Genomic DNA, 22607 nt, shown 5'->3' on the forward strand with positions numbered 1-22607 from the left:
AGATGGCCGCCTTTCCCGCTCAGTCATCCGAGTACAACTCGGTCGGGAGTCAGGTGGTCATTCTTATTTATACCCTATTGCTACCTACATAAATTTAAAGCAAAAAAAACCCCGGACTTACCGGGGGAAAAACCATCAACTCAACTTCACTTAATAGTGTTTACCTAAACCTCAGCAAACAGGGGTTAACATCAGACACAGCACTTTGACAGCAATAGTCAAACCTTAACCGGCTCCGCACGACTACTGCGTTTACCATCCGGGCTAATGGAACGAATCAATACGTCGCCACTGACTTTAGGTTGTGCTTTGGCATCATATTTCTGCCATTGCTTACCGCCATCGGTGGAATACTCAATTATCAGCCCCGGCAAGGAGATGTTAGCTTCCAACGCCCCTGCGACAATGCGTGCTCCCGGAATCGGTAAGCGGTAAGCCACACCCGCTTTATCCAGTTTTGCTAATTCACGTTGGCCCATGATGTTGGCAAAACGCTGCCAATCGGTACTCAACGCCTTGGTGTCAACCATGTGCGTTTCGCCACCTTTGTACTCACGGCCAGCTTTATAATCCTGCTCCCAAGACGCACGATGCCAGGCACGTTCAGCCAGTGGTAATACACGAGGGAAAATCATGTATTCCATTTGTTCATCAGTTCGTACTGTTTCGTTCCACGATTGACCGGAAATACCGTGCACACCAGGCCAAGGTTTATCACTTTTAGCACTGAAATGATTACCGTCACGGTCGACCGATGTTTCCGCATTTTGTGGCATGTTATCCGGCGCGAAACTAAAGACTTTAGCTTCGTCGCTAAAGCGAGTTGCCCAGTAATAACCGCGCTCATTGGGGTTAACTTCATATGGCATGTCGAAGTAGACATAATCCGGATTCGATGCGACCACTTCATACCCTTTATTGGCCCAATCATTGATTGAATCGGCCCCGCCCCAATAGAGGGTATCCCAGAAATTAACGCCCACCCGTTTAGTGGCAAAGTCTTTCGACGATTTGGCATCTTTAAGACCGTCTTGCCAGGCTTGCATTTTTTCAATGCCATGAGCATTCACCAACTTGCTGACTTCAATAGCAAAGTGGCTGGAAAGGTGCTCAACATCCTGAATTTTTCCTTGCTTGACCATATCCTGACAAACTTGTGATTTGGCCCACGGCTTATCTTCAATACTCTTATCAATAATGCCTTTTCCTGGCTCAATCGTGCCATTTTTGTCCTGGAAGCCCGCGCCCAGTCGGATATTTTTCGCCTCATCACCGCCAAAATGCCAAGTGTTGAGAGGCATACCCGCTTCTTTGTGCATCTCAGCCATTTCGCCAATCACTTTGTCGACAAAGCGTTTAGACGAATCCAGACACGGGTTGAGATAACTTTTGCGTTCATAGAACTGAACAGAAGTCGTGTTGGAATCATCTGTCGGGTCAACCAGGCGGAATTCGTTGGCCTCTTTTTCCTTACCCTGCTTCATCAAATTGTTGTAACGAGCTTCCATTGAGACGACTGCTGCTCGCGCATGGGCGGGCATATCAATCTCAGGGATGACCTCAATTTGGCGGGCTTTAGCGTATTTCAAAATGTCGATGTAATCATCACGGGTAAAGTGACCGGAGCCCAAATTATTGCTATCTGGGCCAGAGCCCAATTGCGGCAGTAAGCAGGTGTTTTCCGTTAAATCGTGGCAACGCTTGCTGCCCACATCGGTCAGTTCTGGTAGGCCTGGTATCTCAATACGCCAGCCTTCATCATCGCTCAGATGGAAGTGGAATTTATTCAGTTTGTAAGCGGCCATCTGATCGAGCAAACGCAATACTGCATCTTTAGTTTTGAAGTTACGCCCGACATCCAGGAAAACACCACGGTATTCAAAGCGTGGCGCATCTTTGGCATCCAATGTCGCAATCTTCTTGCTACCATCAGTCGGGACTAAAGAAAGGATAGATTGCAGGCCGTAAAATACACCTGTAGGGTCAAAACCAATGACTTGTGCGCCCTTTTCACCGATTTTCAGCTCATATGCCCCTGAAACGGCTAAGTCACCTTTAAAAGCAGACGGCTGAATTAAGGTTTTAATCGGGAACCCCGTTGAACCCAACTTCAAGCCAAGTAATTCAAAACGCTGCATCACCGCGTCAGCAGCGGGCTTTGATAAAGTACTCAGATCAAGCGCCACACCTTGACTCAAGTCGGCATCTTGTTGGTGAACCTTCACTTCCATTGGTGTCGGGATAATTTGCCCACGCAGGTTAGTCGCCGCTAATGTTTTCACCGCCTCATTTTTAACGAAGCGAGATTCCGGCGTCATTAATACGTTATTGTCGTCTTTAGTGCGTTTCCACTGATCGCCCGTAAACTGAGTCAGATATTCATTAATATCTTCAGTATCAGTACTTTTCAGAACTTTTGGTTTTGCATCACCCGAAGTGGCATACCAGCGCGGCATAAAGTCAGTGGCAAATAACTGCCAGTATTCGCCGGTGATCGGAATTTCAACCGACTGATTGGCAGGGAAACCAGTAAATTTGGGAGTAGGTTCAATTTTATGTAGATCACCCGTCAGGTGAGTAATTTTAAATTGATCATTATCTACGGTCAGAATTTGACGAATACTATGGAAGTAAATAGCCCAATCCTGGCCTTTGATCTCATCCCCGGTGTTGGTCAGAGTAATCAATACTTTATTACATGATGCCCAGTCAGCCCCCAACTTGGCACAATCTACGCCATTCTCAGCCGCGCGGTTATCCAACACTTTATAGTTAACTTTCAAAGCGCTAAGTTGATCAACAATCTGTTGATTGGTAGCATCTGCATGGGCAGCGCCCATCAAGCCAAAGGTCGCGGTGATTGCCGCTAACGCATTTAATCTGAATTTGTTCATCACTAACCTCATCCATAATGAATAACCGCTGCCAAAGTCGCTACTGAAGTATTGCCGCTGACAGAATTATTGTTAGATCAATTGTTGTTAAATCAATTGTTGTTGCGAATTTCTTGCCAAAGTTTGCCGCACTGCGCGTCATAGGCTTGGCCATTACCCGTGTGGGCCGCATCAATACAGCGCTGGTAATCCAGTACTCGTACTGTTTCTTTGTCGGTAAAGGCTTGATGCGCTTTCTCTTGTTTCAAAACGTTCAGTACCGCCTTGCAAGGAATCAGCCTTTCTGGTTGACCTTCGCTGGCATTGATACAAGCGCTGTATGCTTGCTTAAGTTTGCTGTCTTCCGGCTGGACGGAAGTTTGTGGGGCACAGGCACTTAATCCCATTACTGCGGCGATGATAAAAAGGACTTTTTTCATGGTGGCACTCCATTATGTCCCCAGCACAGCGGCCGGGGATGGCAATCAAAAGGGGAAAATCAGAAGATCGTAAATGGTGCAATCACGATGAATTTAACGTCTTTTTCATCCTGGAATACGTTGCCGAAACCGCCGCCATAGCTTGGGATATTGGTGTGGTTGTCGTACATGGTGTAATGCAGTTTGAATAATGTGCCTTTCGCACGGCCTTCTTGCAGGGTGTAAAGAATGTCAAAGTTCCATGCAGATTCTTTCAAACGGGTATTTTGATCATAAATTGGATTGGTACTCGGTTTGGCATCCCACCCATAAGCATAGGAAGTCCCAACTGACCAACCGGCTAAATTCCAGTTTTTCAGGTCATACATCACGCCACCAAACAATGCTTTTTCACCGTTGGCGTTAAAGTCAGAACGCGAATCCCACCACACGTCTAAGCGACCATTGGAGGTGGCGTAGCCCGGAGTCATACGTTGCAGGAAGTAGCCTTGGTTGCCGTCAGCTTTGGCCCAAGTCCCTTCCAGACGCAAATCGAATGGCCCGGTGGTGTAACCCAAGGTCAATGCTTGTAACCAGGCAAGACCGTCATAGACGTCATTAACATCTTTAAAACCGCCATCAACTTTGTCTTTTGCACCATAGAACTGGTAAGACGTCCGCAGATCATTACCCGCTACCGGGAAAGCATAAGAGGCTTTCGCAAAGTATTGGTCCATGTAATCTTTGGCTTGACCGAATGCTGCTTCCAGTACTAGCTTGTTTTTAAAGTCATATTTTGCGCCAATTGAGTGCAGATAACTGATACCAGTTTTGCCATCAGCTTGACGGAAGTTGTACATGTTCTGATACCACGGCGCTTTATATTCATCAGTCCACATGTATGACATGGACAGTGCCCCCGCCGTATCAAAATCAAATTTCACACCACCTTCAGCACCGCGGTAGGTGCCCGGCATAAAACTCCAGTGTGGCGCTAGCAGGGTCTGCCCAGTCGGTTGGATATAGCCACCACGCGCCCAGAAATCACCTAATTTGAATTTGGCTGCGGCTTTGTAAATACTCACACCACTCTTATCGCCGGTCCATTTTTCGTCCCAACGGGTTTTGGCATCACTGAAACCAATTTCGTTTGGTGCAGCTGGACCACTGTTGGTCATTTCAACTGCGCCGAAAGCGGCTAAGTCGATACCGAACATATCTGCGGCATAACCGGAAGAGAAGTCCAGGTTGGCGTTAAATGTGGAGTGATGCAGGTTAGCAACATACTTGCCATACTCTGCGCTACCTGGCGTTAAATCCTTACGGTCACGCTGACGCTGCCAATAGTAAATACCACCCGTCAGTGATGAATCATCAACAAAGCCTTCTGCCTTGGCATCTGGGGCTACCATAAACCCCGTTCCTAACAATGCACCCGCGACTGCGAGCGCTAATGTTTTACGTTTAGCACCGTGCGTAACCATATGAAAAAATTCCTCTTTGACATCACATTTAAAGTGCCGCCCCTATGTCCACCACAGCTCACAGGTTTAGCCTCAAAAAACCCTAGTGGGTAAAGTTTTGCTGGGAAGAAACCTCCACCAGCAGTTGTTCATAAAAAAACCAACTTCGCGGTCGAAATTCGCACTGGCGAAGATTGCTGCTGGAATACAGACTATTTTTCGCGACGCGAATTATCAATCAAAAATAAAGCTAATTATTCAAAGTATGACAATGAGCACATAACTGTGAAAAAATATTACAGATCTCACAAAAGCTTAAAAAACAATGCATAACATGACATCCCTAAAGAGAAATAGTCTCATATTGACATCTTGAATGGTTTCAGCTGAAGCAATAAAGCAGAGGATTTATCCTGAATAAATAGCGCTATTTCTTTAGTTAATTCGTAAAGCGAATATTTAAGAAAGACTTACAGGCAGCCGTTCAATGCAGAGAAAATAATGCAATCAGTTGAGATTGACCAAAGAATAGGATGGGAAGGAGAGGAAATTGCAAGGATAGGGCTGTGTTTAGTAAAACTAACAATAACTGTTCGACAGAGATAAAAAAGGCGTGGACTAAGCCACGCCAATTAAGGTAAATCCAGGGACTAGATCAGTTAGTCACCTTAGCAGCCCAAGTATCACGCAGACCGACGGTGCGATTAAACACTAATGCATCTGGGCGTGAATAGTGGCTATCAGCACAAAAATAACCTTCACGTTCAAACTGATAAGTTTTTTCTGAAACTGCATCAGCCAGGCTTGGCTCAACAAAACCCTGACGGATAATCAAAGACTCTGGGTTGATGGTAGACAAGAAGTCTTCCGCCGCCGCTGGGTTTGGTACACTAAACAAACGGTCATATAAACGGATTTCAGCAGGTAATGCATGCTTAACAGAAACCCAATGGATAACCCCTTTTACTTTACGGCCGTCGGCAGGGTCTTTATTTAAAGTTTCGGCGTCATAGCTGCAATAAAGTGTCGTCACATTGCCTTCGGCATCTTTCTCAACACGCTCGGCTTTGATGACATAAGCATTACGCAGGCGCACTTCTTTACCCAGCACCAGACGCTTGTATTGCTTATTGGCTTCTTCACGGAAATCAGCGCGATCGATATAAATCTCACTGTCGAAAGGTACCTGACGGGTGCCCATGTCCGGATTATTAGGATGATTTGGCATGGTCAGCCACTCTTCCCCTGCCGCACGATTCTCGATAACCACTTTGATTGGATCCAGAACAGCCATAGCTCGTGGTGCATTTTCGTTCAGATCATCCCGGATACAGGATTCCAGTGCCATCATCTCAACGTTATTATCCTGCTTGGTAACACCGATACGGCGGCAGAATTCACGAATTGATGCTGCGGTGTAACCACGGCGACGCAAACCAGAAATGGTTGGCATACGCGGGTCATCCCAGCCCTCGACGACCTTCTCGGTCACCAATAGATTCAGCTTACGCTTAGACATAATGGAATATTCGAGATTCAGACGAGAGAACTCATACTGACGTGGATGGCATTCAATAGAAATATTATCTAGCACCCAATCATACAAGCGACGGTTATCCTGGAACTCCAAAGTACAAAGTGAATGCGTAATCCCTTCAATCGCATCAGAAATGCAATGAGTGAAATCATACATCGGGTAGATGCACCACTTGTTACCAGACTGGTGATGCTCGGCAAACTTAATGCGATATAACACCGGATCACGCATCACAATAAACGGCGACGCCATGTCAATTTTTGCGCGCAAGCATGCGGTACCTTCCGCAAAGCCACCTGCACGCATTTTTTCAAACAGCGCCAGATTCTCTTCCACACTGCGGTCGCGATACGGGCTATTTTTACCCGGCGCAGTCAGGGTGCCGCGATATTCACGCATCTGCTCAGGCGTTAATTCATCAACATACGCCAGGCCCTTGTTAATCAGCTCTACAGCGTACTGGTACAATTGGTCAAAATAGTCTGAGGAGTAACGTACATCACCGCTCCAGGTGAAACCTAGCCACTCTACGTCGTGCTTAATTGACTCGACGAACTCCACGTCCTCTTTCACTGGGTTGGTGTCGTCGAAACGCAGATTGCATTGCCCTTGGTAGTCTTGTGCAATACCAAAGTTCAGGCAGATAGACTTCGCATGGCCAATATGCAAGTAGCCATTTGGCTCCGGCGGGAAGCGGGTATGAACCGACGTGTGTTTGCCGCTGGCTAAATCTTCGTCAATAATCTGACGGATAAAATTACTCGGGCGGGCTTCTGCCTCACTCATTGTTCTATTCCTCAATGCAAACGCAACAAATATAACCGCATATAATCCAACAAGCCCGGCCCGGAAACAACCGTTTGTTACCGGAAATAAAACAAAAAAACGGGAAGAGATGGCTCTCTTCCCGCTACTTTGATTAAAACTCAGACCAGTGACTCAGTACATTAGCACTTTTTCACTGCGAATCTTAAACTCATTATTTACTCTGAATCTCAAACAGCTGGCTTTGGCCGGCAACCACAGATCCACTCGCCAACACCGAAATACCGGCATAGTCATCAATATTACTAACGACAACTGGGCTAATCATCGAGCGCGCATTAGCGTTAAGGTAGGCCAAGTCCAGCTCAAGCACCGGTTGACCAGCAACTACAGTGGCACCTTCTTCAACCAGACGTGCAAAGCCCTGGCCGTTCAGTTTCACCGTATCAATCCCGATATGTACCACAATCTCAGCGCCGGTTTCAGTTTCCAGACAGAAAGCATGGTCAGTGTTGAAGATTTTTACGATGGTGCCGTTTGCCGGAGCAACCACAGTTTTATCCGTTGGACGGATGGCAATACCCTCACCGACAGCTTTACTGGCAAAGGCTTCATCAGGAACCTCTTCCAAAGCAACTACATCACCGGTAATCGGAGAAACCAATACCAAAGAGGCGGCTTTCGAGGTGTTAATGACAGCCTGAGGCTTAGCCGCAACAGGAGCAGTGGAGCTACTGGCCGCAGGAACCGGGCCACCGGCCAACACGTTACGCATTGCCGAAGCAATCAGTTCCGCACGAGTACCGACAATCACTTGCACACTTTGTTTGTTCAGACGAATAACACCAGAAGCGCCTAAGCGTTTGGCAATACCGTCACTCACCAATGCAGAATCTTTAACATTCAAACGTAGGCGGGTGATACATGCATCAATCCCTGTCAGGTTATCTGAGCCGCCGATGGCTCCAATGTAACGACGCGCCAGACCATTAATTTCGCTTTCGTTAACTTCTGGAGTTTTATCAACATTGGCGTCATAACCATCTTCTTCACTACCTTCAACCGCCAGTTCACGCCCAGGGGTCAGCAAGTTGAATTTCTTAATGGTGAAACGGAATACCAGGTAGTAAATCGCAAAGAACACCAGACCTTGTGGGATCAACATGTACCAATGGGTCGCCAGCGGGTTGCGGGAAGATAACACCATATCCACCAGACCGGCGCTGAAACCAAAGCCTGCAATCCAATGCATGCTGGCTGCAATGAACACAGAAACCCCAGTCAGCACGGCATGGATAAAGTACAGCACAGGGGCAACGAACATGAAGGAGAATTCAAGTGGTTCAGTGATACCGGTGAAGAAGGCAGCAAATGCCCCCGCCAACATGATACCGGCCACTTTTGCTCTGTTTTCCGGACGCGCACAGTGATAAATCGCCAGCGCAGCACCAGGTAAACCAAACATCATAATTGGGAAGAAACCAGCCTGATAACGACCAGTGATACCGACTACAGCTTTACCGCTATCGATGGACTGTTGGCCACCCAGGAAGTTAGGAATATCGTTAATACCGGCAACGTCAAACCAGAACACAGAGTTCAAGGCGTGATGTAGGCCGACGGGGATCAGTAAGCGGTTGAAGAAGGCATAAATACCGGCACCCACAGAACCCATATCTTTGATGTATTCGCCGAAAGTCACCAATGCATTATAAATCAGTGGCCAAACGTACATCAGAATGAAGGCAACCACGATCATCAGGAAAGACGTCAGAATTGGAACCAGACGGCGACCACTGAAGAAGGAAAGTGCTTTTGGCAATTCAACGCCACTGAAGCGGTTGTACAACTCAGCTGAGATGATACCCACCAGGATACCCACGAACTGGTTATTGATTTTGCCGAAGGCAGCTGGAACCTGATCAACGGGAATCTTTTGAATCATCGAAACCGCGGCTGGCGAACACAGCGTCGTCAACACCAGGAAGCCGACAAAGCCGGTCAGTGCAGCAGCACCGTCTTTATCTTTTGACATACCATAAGCCACACCAATGGCGAACAGCACTGACATATTATCGATGATGGCGGCACCGGACTTGATAAACAATGCCGCTAGCGCATTATCACCCCCCCAGCTGACCGGGTCTATCCAGTAACCCACACCCATCAATATCGCGGCTGCAGGCAGTGTGGCCACTGGGACCATCAAAGCCCGACCCACTTTTTGCAAGTAACTAAGAATATTCACCTTTCCCCCTATTCGTCCGCTATCGGACCCTTTAAGTAGTTTATTTATTTGATTCACTACCTTTTAGAAAAACGCATGGCACATCTTTATTTATTCACAGCACGATTTATTCACAGCACGCTATTTATTCACGATACAAATGGCTCATTTCGGAGTGTAAAAAAATTATTTCGTAACGCAAATTAAAACCCCCTATTTTGTGATAAACGTCACCAAAAACCAGTCAAAAAGCACCAATAGACTAGCCATGACACAAAACTTATTTTATCATTCGAAAAATGAACAAAGCATTGTACCAACGCATGAGTCAAAATCTGAGTTACGCTTAGCTGAATGATTCAATCCGCGTAGAGTATAGCCACTATTAGCAATCAAAGAGGTGCAAGATGAGACTTATCCCACTGAAAAACACCACAGAAGTTGGTAAATGGGCCGCACGTTATATCGTTAACCGCATCAATGCATTTAAACCGACCGCTGATCGCCCATTTGTTCTGGGACTGCCGACTGGCGGCACACCGATGGAAGCGTATAAGCACTTGGTTGCGCTGTATAAAGCGGGTGAAGTGAGTTTCAAAAATGTGGTCACTTTCAACATGGATGAATATGTTGGGCTGCCGCAAGAGCATCCGGAAAGCTACTACACCTTCATGCACAGCAACTTCTTTGATCATGTAGATATCCCTGCTGAAAACATCAATCTTCTAAATGGTAATGCGCCTGATATCGATGAAGAATGTCGCCGTTACGAAGAAAAGATTAAGTCTTATGGCAAAATTCACCTGTTCATGGGGGGTGTAGGCGTTGACGGTCACATTGCCTTTAATGAACCGGCGTCCTCTTTAGCTTCTCGTACTCGCATCAAAACGCTGACTGAAGAAACTCGCGAAGCTAACTCACGCTTCTTTGGTGGTGATGCAAATCTCGTGCCGAAATATGCACTTACTGTAGGTGTGGGTACTCTGTTGGATGCAGAAGAAGTGATGATTCTGGTGACTGGCCGCGGCAAAGCACAAGCTTTGCAAGCCGCAGTTGAAGGCAGCATCAACCACATGTGGACCATCAGTTGCCTGCAACTGCATGCGAAAGCCATCATGGTGTGCGATGAACCTTCCACTATGGAATTGAAGGTTAAAACGGTAAAATATTTCAGCGAATTAGAAGCTGAAAACATCAAGAATCTGTAACAGTTATTAGGGGGTTAAGATGTACGCTTTAACTCACGGCCGTATTTATACCAGCCATGAAGTACTGGATAATCACGCTGTTGTCGTGGCTAACGGATTGATCGAACGTATCTGTCCTGCCGATGAACTTCCGGCTGGCATTGAGGTACGCGACTTGGGTGGCGCCATCCTGGCCCCCGGTTTTATTGATGTTCAGCTTAATGGCTGCGGTGGTGTGCAATTCAATGATTCGCTTGAAGCCATCTCCGAAAAGACGCTGGAAATTATGCAGCGCGCGAATGAAAAGTCAGGCTGCACCAGCTTCCTGCCGACACTAATTACTTGCAGTGATGAATATATGAAGCACGGCATTAATGTCATGCGTTCATATCTGCAAAAAAACCAGCATCAGGCGTTAGGTCTGCATCTGGAAGGGCCTTATATCAGCCCACAGAAGAAAGGAACTCATAACCCAGCGTTTATTCGTCAACCTAGTGCCGAAATGATTGATTATCTGTGCGCCAATGCTGATGTGATCACTAAAGTGACCTTGGCACCGGAAATGGTTGATACCAAATATATTCATCAACTGACAGAAGCCGGTATTTTAGTTTCCTCCGGTCATTCAAATGCGACGTATCAGCAAGCTCGTCAAGGTTTCGCTGCCGGAATTCGCTTTGCAACGCACTTATATAATGCAATGCCTTACATTTCCGGGCGCGAACCGGGCCTGATTGGGGCTATTTTTGATACGCCGGAAGTATATACGGGTGTCATTGCGGATGGTTTGCATGTGGACTGGGCTAACATTCGCAACGCTAAGCGATTGAAAGGTGAGAAATTAGTGCTGGTAACTGATGCAACTGCACCCGCAGGCGCTGAAATTGATCAATTTATTTTTGCTGGTAAAACAATATACTATCGCGATGGTTTATGTGTGGATGAAAATGGCACATTAAGCGGTTCAGCACTGACCATGATAGAAGCGGTCCAAAATAGTGTTGAGCATGTGGGCATCGCGCTGGACGAAGCATTGCGTATGGCCACTCTTTATGCAGCCCGAGCGATTGGCGTGGATAAGCAGTTAGGAAGTATTGAAGCCGGCAAAGTGGCCAACCTGACTGCCTTTACCCGCGATTATAAAATCACTAAAACCATCGTTAATGGTAACGAGGTTTTAAAATAAGCGAGTAATTTTATTGATGAGCACCGGCGGACAGTCACAAATTGGTAATGTGGATCTTGTGAAACAACTCAATGGTGCCGTGGTATATCGGCTCATTGACCAGCAAGGCCCGATTTCGCGCATTCAAATTGCCGATCTCAGCCAGCTAGCTCCCGCCAGTGTCACCAAGATTACCCGTCAACTGTTGGAGCGCGGGCTGATCAAAGAAGTCGATCAGCAAGCCTCCACCGGTGGTCGCCGCGCGATATCTATCGTGACAGAAAACCGTCAGTTCCATACCATCGCTGTCCGCCTGGGCCGTCATGATGCCACTATTACGCTGTTTGATATGAGCGGTAAATCGCTGGGTGAAGAGCATTATTCCCTGCCAGAGCGTACGCAAGAAACTCTCGAACATGCATTATTTAATATTATCAGTCAGTTCATTGAAGCTTATCAGCGCAAATTACGTGAACTGATCGCGATCGCCGTCATCCTCCCTGGTCTGGTAGAACCGAGCAAAGGTATCGTGCGCTATATGCCACATATCAGTGTTAGCAATTGGCCGTTAGTCGAAAATCTGCAAAATCGTTTCAATGTCACCAGCTTTGTCGGCCACGATATACGCAGTTTGGCGCTGGCCGAGCACTATTTTGGTGCAACTCGAGACTGTGAAGACTCTATTTTGGTTCGTCTGCATCGTGGTACCGGTGCCGGTATCATTGTTAACAGCCAAATATTTCTTGGCAGCAATGGTAACGTAGGCGAAATCGGTCATATCCAGATTGATCCATTGGGGGAGCGTTGCTATTGCGGTAATTTTGGTTGCCTGGAAACTGTCGCATCGAATGCTGCAATTGAAAACCGTGTACGCCACCTGCTCGCACAGGGATATCCAAGTAAGTTAACATTGGATGATTGCCATATTAGTACCATCTGTAAAGCCGCTAACAAAGGTGACTTACTGGCAGCTGAGGTGATTGAACATGTCGGCCGCTACCTGGGTAAAGCCATTTCTATCGCCATCAACTTGTTCAATCCGCAAAAAGTGGTGATTGCTGGTGAAATCATTGAAGCCGACAAAATCCTGCTCCCCGCTATTCAAGGTTGCATCAATACGCAAGTGCTGAAAAATTTCCGCCAAAATCTACCGGTGGTTACCTCGCAGCTTGACCATCAATCAGCTATTGGGGCTTTTGCACTGGCCAAGCGCGCCATGTTAAACGGTGTATTATTGCAACGCCTGTTAGAAAACTAATCCTTTATACACCCCAGAGATTTCGAGTTGCAGGTAGGCGGCAACGACATAAGCCCAAGGAGTTGAGAAACTCAATGAGTTGGCTAAGTGATGGCCGCCAATATCTCTGCATCTTGAAAGATGACGGGGATAAGATAGTGGCAGGGTCAGTTTCATTATCGACCATGTTATAGTGACTCATTGCTGCGGCTAAAAGAGTAATTTAAACAATGACAATCAAAAGCGTTATTTGCGATATCGATGGTGTTTTGTTGCATGATAATCATCCCGTCCCCGGCGCCGATGTTTTTCTGGCCCGAATTCAAGAAGCCGGCATGCCGTTGGTTATTTTGACCAACTATCCGTCACAAACCGCTCAGGATCTGGCTAATCGTTTTAGTTCTGCCGGGCTGGAAGTGCCAGAAAGTGCTTTTTATACCTCGGCGATGGCAACAGCTGATTTTCTGCGTCGCCAGGACGGAAAAAAAGCTTATGTCGTAGGTGAAGGCGCATTAGTTCACGAATTGTATAAAGCAGGCTTTACCATTACCGATATAAATCCTGATTTTGTGATTGTGGGTGAAACCCGCTCATACAACTGGGACATGATGCATAAAGCAGCTTATTTCGTCGCCAATGGCGCACGTTTTATTGCCACCAATCCCGATAGCCACGGCCACGGCTTTGCGCCTGCCTGTGGGGCGTTGTGCGCACCTATCGAGAAAATATCTGGCCGTAAACCATTTTATGTCGGCAAACCTAGCCCATGGATTATCCGCGCTGCACTCAATAAAATGCAGGCTCACTCGGAAAGTACCGTCATTGTAGGTGATAACCTGCGCACCGATATTTTGGCCGGTTTCCAGGCGGGTCTTGAGACTATTTTGGTTCTTTCCGGCGTATCAACATTAACGGATATTGAAGCGATGCCATTCCGCCCGAGCTATGTTTATCCATCTGTTGCAGAAATTGACATCATCTAATTTCTCGTTGGCGGTTCCGGCCGCCATACACCCTTTTGTGATACTCCCCTTATCGTACGACGCACTTTTTTAGTGCAGTGCACCAAAGTTTCTTGCCAATCCTCCCCATTTTGGCGCATTTTCGTAATGTGTGTTCACCGTCATGCCAGCTATAGCGACAAATTTATCGCGCTCTAAATTGGCGTGTTTTTTGCATTACTTTCTACAAATTATTCGGATGAATGCATCGTCATGGGGCATTGCTTACATCAATCAATAGCAAGTGAACGAAAAATAGTTCCAGCGATGAACGACTCAAACTCAACATCATCACCGCCAAAGCAAAGAAGTTAGGGAGATTACTATGTGTTCTATTTTCGGGGTCCTCGACCTTAAAACTGACCCCATTGAGTTACGCAAAAAAGCGCTGGAAATGTCACGTCTAATGCGCCACCGCGGCCCAGACTGGTCAGGTGTGTGGGCAAATGATAAAGCTATACTCGCCCATGAACGCTTATCTATCGTTGACGTCAATACCGGTGCGCAACCCCTGTTTAACGCGGCGCACACACATATTCTGGCGGTCAATGGTGAAATTTATAATCATCAGGCATTACGCCAGCAATACGGCGACCGTTATGAATTCCAGACAGGGTCTGACTGTGAAGTCATTCTGGCGCTGTATCAGGAGAAAGGGCCTGAATTCCTTGACGATCTGCAAGGTATGTTCGCTTTCGTTCTGTACGATACGGAAAAAGACGCTTACCTGATTGGCCGTGACCATCTGGGTATTATCCCGCTGTATATGGGCCACGATGAGCACGGTAATATGTTTGTGGCTTCAGAAATGAAAGCCTTGGTTCCAGTTTGCCGTACTATCAAAGAATTCCCGGCCGGAAGCTATCTGTGGAGTCAGGATGGCGAAATCCGCGAGTATTATCATCGCGACTGGTTTGATTTCGATAATGTCAAAAACAATGTCACCGATAAAGTTGAACTGGCAAACGCGTTAGAAGATGCGGTTAAAAGTCATCTGATGTCCGACGTTCCTTACGGCGTGCTGCTATCTGGCGGTCTGGATTCCTCGGTTATTTCGGCTATCACCAAAAAATTTGCTGCTCGTCGCGTAGAAGATGATGAACGTAGTGAAGCCTGGTGGCCGCAATTACACTCCTTCGCTGTGGGTTTGATAGGTTCACCTGATTTGCGCGCAGCGCAAGAGGTCGCCAACCATTTGGGTACTGTGCATCATGAAATTCACTTCACCGTGCAGGAAGGTTTGGATGCTATCCGTGATGTGATTTATCACATTGAAACTTATGATGTCACCACTATCCGCGCCTCAACACCAATGTACCTGATGTCACGTAAAATCAAGGCGATGGGTATCAAAATGGTGCTATCTGGTGAAGGTTCTGACGAAGTATTTGGCGGCTACCTCTATTTCCACAAAGCGCCAAATGCCAAAGAATTGCATGAAGAAACCGTGCGTAAGCTATTAGCCCTGCATATGTATGACTGCGCTCGTGCCAACAAAGCAATGTCTGCCTGGGGTGTTGAAGCGCGTGTACCATTCTTGGATAAAAACTTCCTTGATGTGGCGATGCGAATTAATCCGCAGGATAAAATGTGCGGTAATGGCAAAATGGAAAAGCATGTCCTGCGTGAATGTTTTGAGTCCTACCTGCCGCATAGCGTCGCATGGCGTCAGAAAGAACAGTTCTCCGATGGTGTGGGTTACAGCTGGATTGATACATTAAAAGAGAAAGCTGCCGAGCAAGTCACTGATCAACAGATGGAAACTGCACACTTCCGTTTCCCATACAACACGCCGTCCTCCAAAGAGGGCTACTTGTATCGTGAAATTTTTGAAGAGCTATTCCCTCTGCCAAGTGCAGCGGAATGCGTGCCCGGCGGCCCTTCTGTAGCATGTTCATCTGCTAAAGCAATTGAATGGGATGAATCATTCAAAAGCATGGATGACCCTTCAGGTCGCGCTGTAGGGGTGCATCAGGATGCTTATAAATAACTGAATGTGATAGCAGGGTGAGTCTTCCTGCATCAACCATTAAGCTCTCAAGGCCACCTTAGGGTGGCCTTGTTTTTTTGCGGGCAAATTCAACAATTAATCACCATAAGTGCTGTTTTAATCGCCAGACTGTTCACAAGCCAAACAAACGGACCCCTTCAACGCTTTTTTGGGAAAAAACTAGTTGACGCAAATCGGCCATATACGCATAATGCGCCCCGCAACGCCGATGAAGGTTGTGCAGAAAAAAGATGGCTACGTAGCTCAGCTGGTTAGAGCACAGCACTCATAATGCTGGGGTCACAGGTTCGATTCCCGTCGTAGCCACCATATTTTTATGTATGCGGGAGTGGCGAAATTGGTAGACGCACTAGATTTAGGTTCTAGCGCCGCAAGGTGTGCGAGTTCAAGTCTCGCCTCCCGCACCATTTTCATCGGTTGTCACAGTAGATGGGATATCGCCAAGCGGTAAGGCACCAGGTTTTGATCCTGGCATTCCCAGGTTCGAATCCTGGTATCCCAGCCATTTCTCTTAAATGGTTTGTTGTTAAACACAAAGACGGTTAAACATAAATACTGTTGAACTCCAGTTGTGCTAAGTCAGTAAAAAGAATTGTATTTCAGTTGGGATATCGCCAAGCGGTAAGGCACCAGGTTTTGATCCTGGCATTCCCAGGTTCGAATCCTGGTATCCCAGCCATACAATTTCTTCAGGTTAAAGTTTTTAAGATGGCTACGTAGCTCAGCTGGTTAGAGCACAGCACTCATAATGCTGGGGTCACAGGTTCGATTCCCGTCGTAGCCACCATTTTTGGGGTATCGCCAAGCGGTAAGGCACTGGATTCTGATTCCAGCATTCCGAGGTTCGAATCCTCGTACCCCAGCCAAATTTAGAAAAGCTCGCTTCGGCGGGCTTTTTGCTTTTCTGCATTTTGTTTTTCACTGTGATGAGGTTTTTTCGCTGCGATAAATTTGAGTTTTGCTATTCAACAAAAGAACAAGAAACGTGCCCACCGTCGCCAGGCAATAACTATTTCTGGCGACGAGTTGTTAAAATACCTACAACCCTAGTGCATACTTCAATGCATGCTCCTTGAGCTTACCCGCACGCTGAGCCGCCATCAGCGCCAAATTACGCACAAATTTTACCGCAGGTAGGTCATTACTGAATGCGGTGTAAAATACATCCATTCCACTTTGCATAATCAAATTATCGGTACGGCGGCGGCGCTGATAACGCAGCAATACCTGCTCGCTGTGCCAGAGTTCAGCCTGTTCCCGCGCTTGGTTTAATACCGCCAATAACGCATCGACATCCCTATACCCCAGATTAACCCCCTGCCCCGCCAATGGATTGATGGTATGTGCCGCATCGCCCAGTAATACCAACCCCGGCTGCACATATTGCTGCGCATGGCGGCGCACCAAAGGGAAAGAACCGGCGGCAATAGCGTTGACAGTTCCCAAACGGGATGGGAAAGCCGCAGCAATCTCTTGATTCAATTGTGCCAGCGGCAACGCCTGAAGCTGACGAATACGTTGAGGGCTGTCGTACCAAACCAATGATGCCCAGTTATCAAACAATGGCAGGAACGCTCTTGGGCCAGAAGGGAAAAACTGCTGCCAGGTAGTGTCTTGCTGAACAGTGTCAGTCTCGACGGTAATTAGCATACAGGACTGACGATATTGCCAACCGCGGATGCCAATCCCAGCTAAACGGCGTACCAGAGAATTAGCCCCATCCGCACCCACCACTAAATGGCTCTGTATCTCTCGCTGTGCATCTAACGTGATTTTCCAATGGTCATCTACTCTAACCATTGTTTGCAGTCGTGACGGGCACAGTAACGTCAAATTAGGGCATGTTGCCATCTGTTGCCATAGCGCTAATTGCAAAACCCGGTTCTCGACCATAAAACCCAGTTCAGGCAATGACAGCGACACCGCATCAAAAACAACTTGAGAACCCGGCTGTTCCCAAGTTTCCAATCGGCGATAAGGCGCATAGCGCATCTGTTGCACTTGCGGCCAGGCTCCGAGCTGTTTCAGCAAGGATACCGAGGTGCATCCAATCGCGGAAACCCGTAAGTCCGGCACACTTTCAGCCTCAAACGGCTGCGGAGCCTCATGTTCCAGTAATGCCACTGACCAGCCTGTTTGTGCCAGCCCAAGCGCGGCGGCGGCACCCACCATGCCTCCACCCACGACCACAACATCATAATTTGGTTGCGATTTATCCATTTTGGCCATTCTTCGAAGTTAAAATAACACCTATATTTTGTCGGCAGACAGTGTACCGGATTTTTCATTACGCCACAGGATAAGTAAGCCGTTATGCGGTGGTCATCGCAACGGCAAATGACTACAATAGCCCTATAACTACGGAGTCTTTGTGCTATCCACTATTCGATGACGGAGCACTGCATAGAGCATTGCGCCACGCGATGTGACTTTTATGATGAATTTTTTGGCGGTAGATAGGCTATGACTAAAAAACTACACATCAAAACCTGGGGCTGCCAGATGAATGAATATGATTCATCTAAAATGGCTGATTTGCTGGCCAGCACCCACGGCTACCAGTTGACGGAAATCCCCGAAGAAGCGGATTTACTGTTACTCAACACCTGCTCAATCCGCGAAAAAGCCCAGGAAAAAGTATTCAGCCTGCTTGGGCACTGGAAACTGCTGAAAGAGAAAAATCCAGAGCTCATTATTGGTGTGGGTGGTTGTGTGGCATCTCAGGAAGGTGAGCATCTGCGCCAACGAGCTCCTTGTGTCGATGTCATTTTCGGTCCACAAACCCTGCATCGTTTGCCGGAAATGATTAATCACGTGCAAGGCACCCACAGCCCTGTTGTGGACATCAGTTTCCCAGAAATTGAAAAATTTGATCGCCTGCCGGAACCTCGCGCTGAAGGGCCGACAGCATTTGTCTCCATTATGGAAGGTTGCAATAAATACTGCACATTCTGTGTCGTACCTTATACCCGTGGCGAGGAAGTTAGCCGGCCAAGTGACGATATCTTGTTTGAAATCGCACAGTTAGCCGCCCAAGGCGTGCGGGAAGTGAACCTGCTTGGCCAGAATGTCAATGCCTATCGTGGTGCCACTTATGATGGTGATATCTGTAGTTTTGCCGAACTATTGCGGCTGGTTGCCGCCATTGATGGTATCGATAGAGTGCGCTTTACCACCAGCCATCCTATTGAGTTTACTGATGATATTATTGACGTTTATCGGGATACCCCCGAACTGGTGAGTTTCCTGCATTTACCGGTACAAAGTGGCTCTGATCGCATTTTGACCATGATGAAGCGGGCGCATACCGCGCTGGAATACAAAGCTATCATCCGTAAACTGCGTCAGGCTCGGCCTGATATCCAAATTAGCTCTGATTTTATTATCGGTTTTCCCGGCGAAACTCAGCAAGATTTTGAGCAAACCATGAAACTGGTGGCGGATGTCCGTTTTGATACCAGTTACAGCTTTATTTACTCTCCACGCCCTGGCACGCCGGCTGCTGATCTTCCGGATGATGTTTCAGAAGAAGAGAAAAAACAGCGCCTGCATATTTTGCAACAACGAATTACTCAGCAAGCGATGGAAATCAGCCGCGAAATGGTAGGGACAGTGCAACGCATTCTAGTGGAAGGAGCATCTCGTAAAAATGTAATGGAATTGGCCGGACGCACCGAAAATAATCGAGTCGTGAACTTTGAAGGCACACCAGAGATGATCGGTAAATTCGTCGATGTTGAAATCATTGATGTTTATGCCAGCTCACTTCGCGGCATTTTGCTGCGCACCGAAGACCAGATGGATCTACGTATTCATGAGTCGCCGCAAGCAGTGATTGCTCGCACCCGCAAAGAAAATGAGTTAGGTGTCGGACTGTATCAGCCCTGATTGCAATTTTGCGAACCAGCCCGTATCAACAGGCGCTGCATTGTCAGTGCCTGTTTTATTTTAGCGGGGCGTTATGCAGATTCGTTTTTTTTAAGTTGCATCATCTGCTGGCCGCTATTTCAATAGGACCGAAGGCACAGATTCACAAGCCGCAGACTTGCGTCCACACGGTGCACCATGAATAATTCACAGATGACATGTATGATTGACGTTATATCAGCGAATAATATCCCCCTGTAGTGGGAATGGCAGTCAGGCTTCAAATAAACCGGCCCTTAGTGACCCAGAGGAACGTAGTGACTCAGAGAAACAGTTTGCACGTAGTGACACAAGAAATCTTGCTGGAACCTGCCGATAATCAGCGTCTGCTGAGTTTATGCGGTCCTTTTGATGACAACATCAAGCAGTTAGAACGCCGGTTAGGTATTGAAATTAATCGTCGCGATAACCGTTTCAAGTTAGTCGGTAAAAATATCTGCGTGGTTGCAGCGGCAGATATCCTGCGCCATCTGTATGTTGATACGGCCCCTATCCGTGGTGTTATCCCCGATATCGATCCCGAAGCTATTCATCTCGCGGTAAAAGAAAGTCGCGTGTTAGAACAAACCGCCGAGAGTGTGCCGGATTATGGAAAGGCCATTAACATCCGCACTAAACGCGGGATGGTCAAACCTCGCACGCCAAATCAGGCACAATACATTGCTAACATTCTCGATCATGATATTACTTTCGGGATTGGACCAGCCGGTACAGGTAAAACCTATCTGGCCGTTGCCGCAGCAGTCGATGCTCTGGAGCGCCAAAACGTACGGCGCATTTTGCTCACTCGCCCGGCGGTTGAAGCCGGTGAGAAACTGGGCTTATTACCCGGTGATCTCAGCCAAAAAGTCGATCCTTATCTGCGCCCACTCTATGATGCTTTGTTTGAAATGCTGGGCTTTGAGCGAGTGGAGAAACTGATTGAACGCAATGTGATTGAAGTGGCTCCGCTGGCGTATATGCGCGGCCGCACACTGAATGATGCGTTTATCATTTTAGATGAAAGCCAGAACACAACCATCGAACAGATGAAAATGTTCCTGACCCGCATGGGCTTCAACTCCAAAGCGGTAATTACCGGTGATGTCACGCAAACTGACTTGCCACGCCATCAGAAGTCCGGCTTAAGTCATGCCATTGAAGTATTATCAGGGGTAGAAGAGCTGAGCTTTAACTTCTTCCATAGTGAAGATGTGGTGCGCCACCCCGTCGTCGCCCGCGTGGTCATTGCTTATGAAGCTTGGGAAGCCGCCGAACAAAAACGTAAAGATGCCATCGCCGAACAACGTAAGCGGGAAACTCACACCCCGTCTGAGCAGGAGGCTCCGTGAGCCAGGTTATTCTCGATTTACAAATTGCCTGTGCTGACAGCCAGGGTTTACCGACCGAAGCAGACTTTCAGCATTGGTTGGAAGCAGTATTGCCTCAATTTCAGGAAGTCTCTGAAGTCACCATCCGTGTGGTTGATAAAGCAGAAAGCCATGAGCTGAATCTCACCTATCGTGGTAAAGATAAACCGACCAATGTCTTGTCTTTTCCATTTGAGGCCCCACCTGAGATTGAGCTGCCACTACTGGGTGATTTGATCATCTGTCGGCAGGTAGTTGAACAAGAAGCGGTTGAACAAGAGAAAGCACTATTGGCTCATTGGGCGCATATGGTTGTTCACGGCAGTCTGCATCTGCTAGGGTATGACCACATCGTTGACGATGAAGCAGAAGAAATGGAGTCGATTGAGACTGAAATAATGCAAAGTTTGGGCTATCCAGACCCGTATATTTCAGAGAAAGACCCCGAGTAACCCCGTTATAATGGGTGAAATAACCTCCTGTTAATGGGGGTAAAGCTGTCGGCGGTGTGTGTTTACCACTGCCGATAAAATATAATCTTACATGGGTAAACTTAACTAAAACGCCATGAGCGACGACCACTCACAAAACAATGATAGCCCCAGTCCCAAGAAAGGGTTCTTTACTCTCATCCTTAACCAGTTATTCCACGGCGAACCCAAAAACCGTGGCGATCTGGTAGAGCTTATCCGTGATTCTGAGCAAAATGATCTGATCGATCCTGATACTCGCGACATGCTGGAAGGGGTGATGGATATCGCCGAACAGCGCGTACGGGACATCATGATCCCCCGCTCTCAGATGGTCACGTTAAAGCGTAATCAAACGCTGGATGAATGTCTGGATGTCATTATTGAATCTGCTCACTCCCGCTTTCCGGTGATCAGTGAAGATAAAGATCACATTGAAGGCATTCTGATGGCCAAGGATTTGCTGCCGTTTATGCGCACAGATTCTGAGCCATTCAGTATTGATAAAGTCTTACGGACGGCGGTTGTTGTGCCAGAAAGTAAGCGTGTCGATCGGATGCTGAAAGAGTTCCGCTCCCAGCGCTATCATATGGCTATTGTCATTGATGAGTTTGGTGGCGTTTCTGGCCTGGTGACCATTGAAGATATTCTTGAGCTGATCGTTGGCGAAATTGAAGATGAGTATGACGATGAAGAAGACAGAGATGTCCGTCAACTCAGTCGGCACACCTACACGATTCGTGCACTGACACCCATTGAAGATTTCAATGAAGTCTTCAACACCCATTTCAGCGACGATGAAGTCGACACCATCGGTGGTTTAGTGATGCAGGCATTTGGTCATTTACCTGCTCGCGGCGAAACCATTGAAATTGAAGGTTACTTATTTAAAGTTGCCATGGCGGATAGCCGACGTATCATTCAGGTTCATGTGAAAATCCCAGATGATGCTCCGCAACCCAAACTGGAAGAATAA

15 protein-coding genes and 6 tRNA genes are annotated in these 22607 nt (G+C 47.3%); 15 read left to right on the forward strand and 6 right to left on the reverse strand.

Translation table 11 applies throughout. The features are described from left to right. Window positions 1-218: 218 nt before the first annotated feature. From ACF3VQ_RS14650 to nagE, 5 genes are all read right to left on the reverse strand, one after another. Complete coding sequence (locus tag ACF3VQ_RS14650; RefSeq protein ID WP_392431876.1) at window positions 219-2894, reverse strand: beta-N-acetylhexosaminidase; 2676 nt, start codon at window positions 2892-2894, stop codon at window positions 219-221. A gap of 92 nt (window positions 2895-2986) precedes the next feature. Next, window positions 2987-3313: a ChiQ/YbfN family lipoprotein gene (chiQ, locus tag ACF3VQ_RS14655; protein WP_392431878.1), complete on the reverse strand. Its 327-nt coding sequence runs from the start codon at window positions 3311-3313 to the stop codon at window positions 2987-2989. 59 nt (window positions 3314-3372) lie between these two features. Continuing rightward, window positions 3373-4776 (reverse strand): OprD family outer membrane porin, encoded by a 1404-nt coding sequence (locus ACF3VQ_RS14660; protein ID WP_392431880.1) that lies wholly within the window; start codon window positions 4774-4776, stop codon window positions 3373-3375. 634 nt (window positions 4777-5410) lie between these two features. Continuing rightward, complete coding sequence (glnS, locus tag ACF3VQ_RS14665; protein WP_392431882.1) at window positions 5411-7078, reverse strand: glutamine--tRNA ligase; 1668 nt, start codon at window positions 7076-7078, stop codon at window positions 5411-5413. A gap of 193 nt (window positions 7079-7271) precedes the next feature. Next, a complete protein-coding gene (gene nagE, locus ACF3VQ_RS14670; RefSeq protein WP_392431883.1) occupies window positions 7272-9305 on the reverse strand; it encodes an N-acetylglucosamine-specific PTS transporter subunit IIBC in 2034 nt (677 codons plus the stop codon). Between the two features lie 386 nt (window positions 9306-9691). Between nagE and nagB the strand changes: the two genes are divergently transcribed. The 11 genes from nagB to ACF3VQ_RS14725 all read left to right on the forward strand — a co-directional run bounded on the left by nagB (window position 9692) and on the right by ACF3VQ_RS14725 (window position 16751). Continuing rightward, complete coding sequence (gene nagB / locus ACF3VQ_RS14675; RefSeq protein ID WP_005163359.1) at window positions 9692-10492, forward strand: glucosamine-6-phosphate deaminase; 801 nt, start codon at window positions 9692-9694, stop codon at window positions 10490-10492. 19 nt (window positions 10493-10511) lie between these two features. After that, complete coding sequence (nagA, locus tag ACF3VQ_RS14680; protein WP_392431885.1) at window positions 10512-11657, forward strand: N-acetylglucosamine-6-phosphate deacetylase; 1146 nt, start codon at window positions 10512-10514, stop codon at window positions 11655-11657. Window positions 11658-11673: 16 nt separating this feature from the next. Further along, the gene (locus ACF3VQ_RS14685; protein WP_392431887.1) at window positions 11674-12894 is read left to right on the forward strand and encodes an N-acetylglucosamine repressor; all 1221 of its coding nucleotides are present in this window, start codon (window positions 11674-11676) and stop codon (window positions 12892-12894) included. Window positions 12895-13103: 209 nt separating this feature from the next. Continuing rightward, entirely contained in the window at window positions 13104-13856 is a 753-nt protein-coding gene (locus ACF3VQ_RS14690) for an HAD-IIA family hydrolase (RefSeq protein WP_005167939.1), read from the forward strand. Between the two features lie 343 nt (window positions 13857-14199). Beyond that, complete coding sequence (gene asnB, locus ACF3VQ_RS14695; RefSeq protein WP_075336646.1) at window positions 14200-15864, forward strand: asparagine synthase B; 1665 nt, start codon at window positions 14200-14202, stop codon at window positions 15862-15864. Between the two features lie 253 nt (window positions 15865-16117). Further along, window positions 16118-16194 (forward strand) — tRNA-Met (locus ACF3VQ_RS14700). Window positions 16195-16207: 13 nt separating this feature from the next. Next, window positions 16208-16292 (forward strand) — tRNA-Leu (locus ACF3VQ_RS14705). A 23-nt stretch (window positions 16293-16315) separates the two neighbouring features. Continuing rightward, window positions 16316-16390 (forward strand) — tRNA-Gln (locus ACF3VQ_RS14710). A 99-nt stretch (window positions 16391-16489) separates the two neighbouring features. Continuing rightward, window positions 16490-16564 (forward strand) — tRNA-Gln (locus tag ACF3VQ_RS14715). 31 nt (window positions 16565-16595) lie between these two features. Continuing rightward, window positions 16596-16672 (forward strand) — tRNA-Met (locus tag ACF3VQ_RS14720). A gap of 4 nt (window positions 16673-16676) precedes the next feature. Beyond that, window positions 16677-16751 (forward strand) — tRNA-Gln (locus ACF3VQ_RS14725). Between the two features lie 172 nt (window positions 16752-16923). Here ACF3VQ_RS14725 and ubiF read toward each other — a convergent pair. Continuing rightward, a complete protein-coding gene (ubiF, locus tag ACF3VQ_RS14730; protein WP_392431890.1) occupies window positions 16924-18105 on the reverse strand; it encodes a 3-demethoxyubiquinol 3-hydroxylase in 1182 nt (393 codons plus the stop codon). A 243-nt stretch (window positions 18106-18348) separates the two neighbouring features. On the opposite strand from ubiF, the gene miaB reads away from it, so the two are divergent. The 4 genes from miaB (at window position 18349) to corC (ending at window position 22607) form a co-directional block, all read left to right on the forward strand. After that, window positions 18349-19773: a tRNA (N6-isopentenyl adenosine(37)-C2)-methylthiotransferase MiaB gene (miaB, locus tag ACF3VQ_RS14735; RefSeq protein WP_392431892.1), complete on the forward strand. Its 1425-nt coding sequence runs from the start codon at window positions 18349-18351 to the stop codon at window positions 19771-19773. 296 nt (window positions 19774-20069) lie between these two features. After that, on the forward strand, window positions 20070-21143 hold the full coding sequence (locus ACF3VQ_RS14740; protein ID WP_392431894.1) for a PhoH family protein: 1074 nt from the start codon (window positions 20070-20072) through the stop codon (window positions 21141-21143). Further along, window positions 21140-21613 carry an rRNA maturation RNase YbeY gene (gene ybeY / locus ACF3VQ_RS14745; protein WP_392431896.1) on the forward strand — a complete coding sequence of 158 codons (474 nt, stop codon included), beginning with the start codon at window positions 21140-21142 and terminating at the stop codon, window positions 21611-21613. Before ACF3VQ_RS14740 ends, ybeY begins: the two co-directional genes overlap by 4 nt. 115 nt (window positions 21614-21728) lie before the next feature. Continuing rightward, window positions 21729-22607, forward strand: coding sequence for a CNNM family magnesium/cobalt transport protein CorC (gene corC, locus ACF3VQ_RS14750; RefSeq protein ID WP_005158416.1), 879 nt, complete (start codon window positions 21729-21731; stop codon window positions 22605-22607).

Source organism: Yersinia fenwicki, from assembly GCF_043099325.1.
Lineage (GTDB): Bacteria > Pseudomonadota > Gammaproteobacteria > Enterobacterales > Enterobacteriaceae > Yersinia.

Coding starts and splice junctions, on each gene's coding strand:
- ACF3VQ_RS14685 (WP_392431887.1), top strand. CDS start 11,674: ATGAGCACCGGCGGACAGTCACAAATTGGTAATGTGGATCTTGTGAAA.
- ACF3VQ_RS14650 (WP_392431876.1), bottom strand. CDS start 2,894: ATGAACAAATTCAGATTAAATGCGTTAGCGGCAATCACCGCGACCTTT.
- nagA (WP_392431885.1), top strand. CDS start 10,512: ATGTACGCTTTAACTCACGGCCGTATTTATACCAGCCATGAAGTACTG.
- nagB (WP_005163359.1), top strand. CDS start 9,692: ATGAGACTTATCCCACTGAAAAACACCACAGAAGTTGGTAAATGGGCC.
- asnB (WP_075336646.1), top strand. CDS start 14,200: ATGTGTTCTATTTTCGGGGTCCTCGACCTTAAAACTGACCCCATTGAG.
- miaB (WP_392431892.1), top strand. CDS start 18,349: ATGACTAAAAAACTACACATCAAAACCTGGGGCTGCCAGATGAATGAA.
- glnS (WP_392431882.1), bottom strand. CDS start 7,078: ATGAGTGAGGCAGAAGCCCGCCCGAGTAATTTTATCCGTCAGATTATT.
- ubiF (WP_392431890.1), bottom strand. CDS start 18,105: ATGGATAAATCGCAACCAAATTATGATGTTGTGGTCGTGGGTGGAGGC.
- ACF3VQ_RS14690 (WP_005167939.1), top strand. CDS start 13,104: ATGACAATCAAAAGCGTTATTTGCGATATCGATGGTGTTTTGTTGCAT.
- ACF3VQ_RS14660 (WP_392431880.1), bottom strand. CDS start 4,776: ATGGTTACGCACGGTGCTAAACGTAAAACATTAGCGCTCGCAGTCGCG.
- chiQ (WP_392431878.1), bottom strand. CDS start 3,313: ATGAAAAAAGTCCTTTTTATCATCGCCGCAGTAATGGGATTAAGTGCC.
- corC (WP_005158416.1), top strand. CDS start 21,729: ATGAGCGACGACCACTCACAAAACAATGATAGCCCCAGTCCCAAGAAA.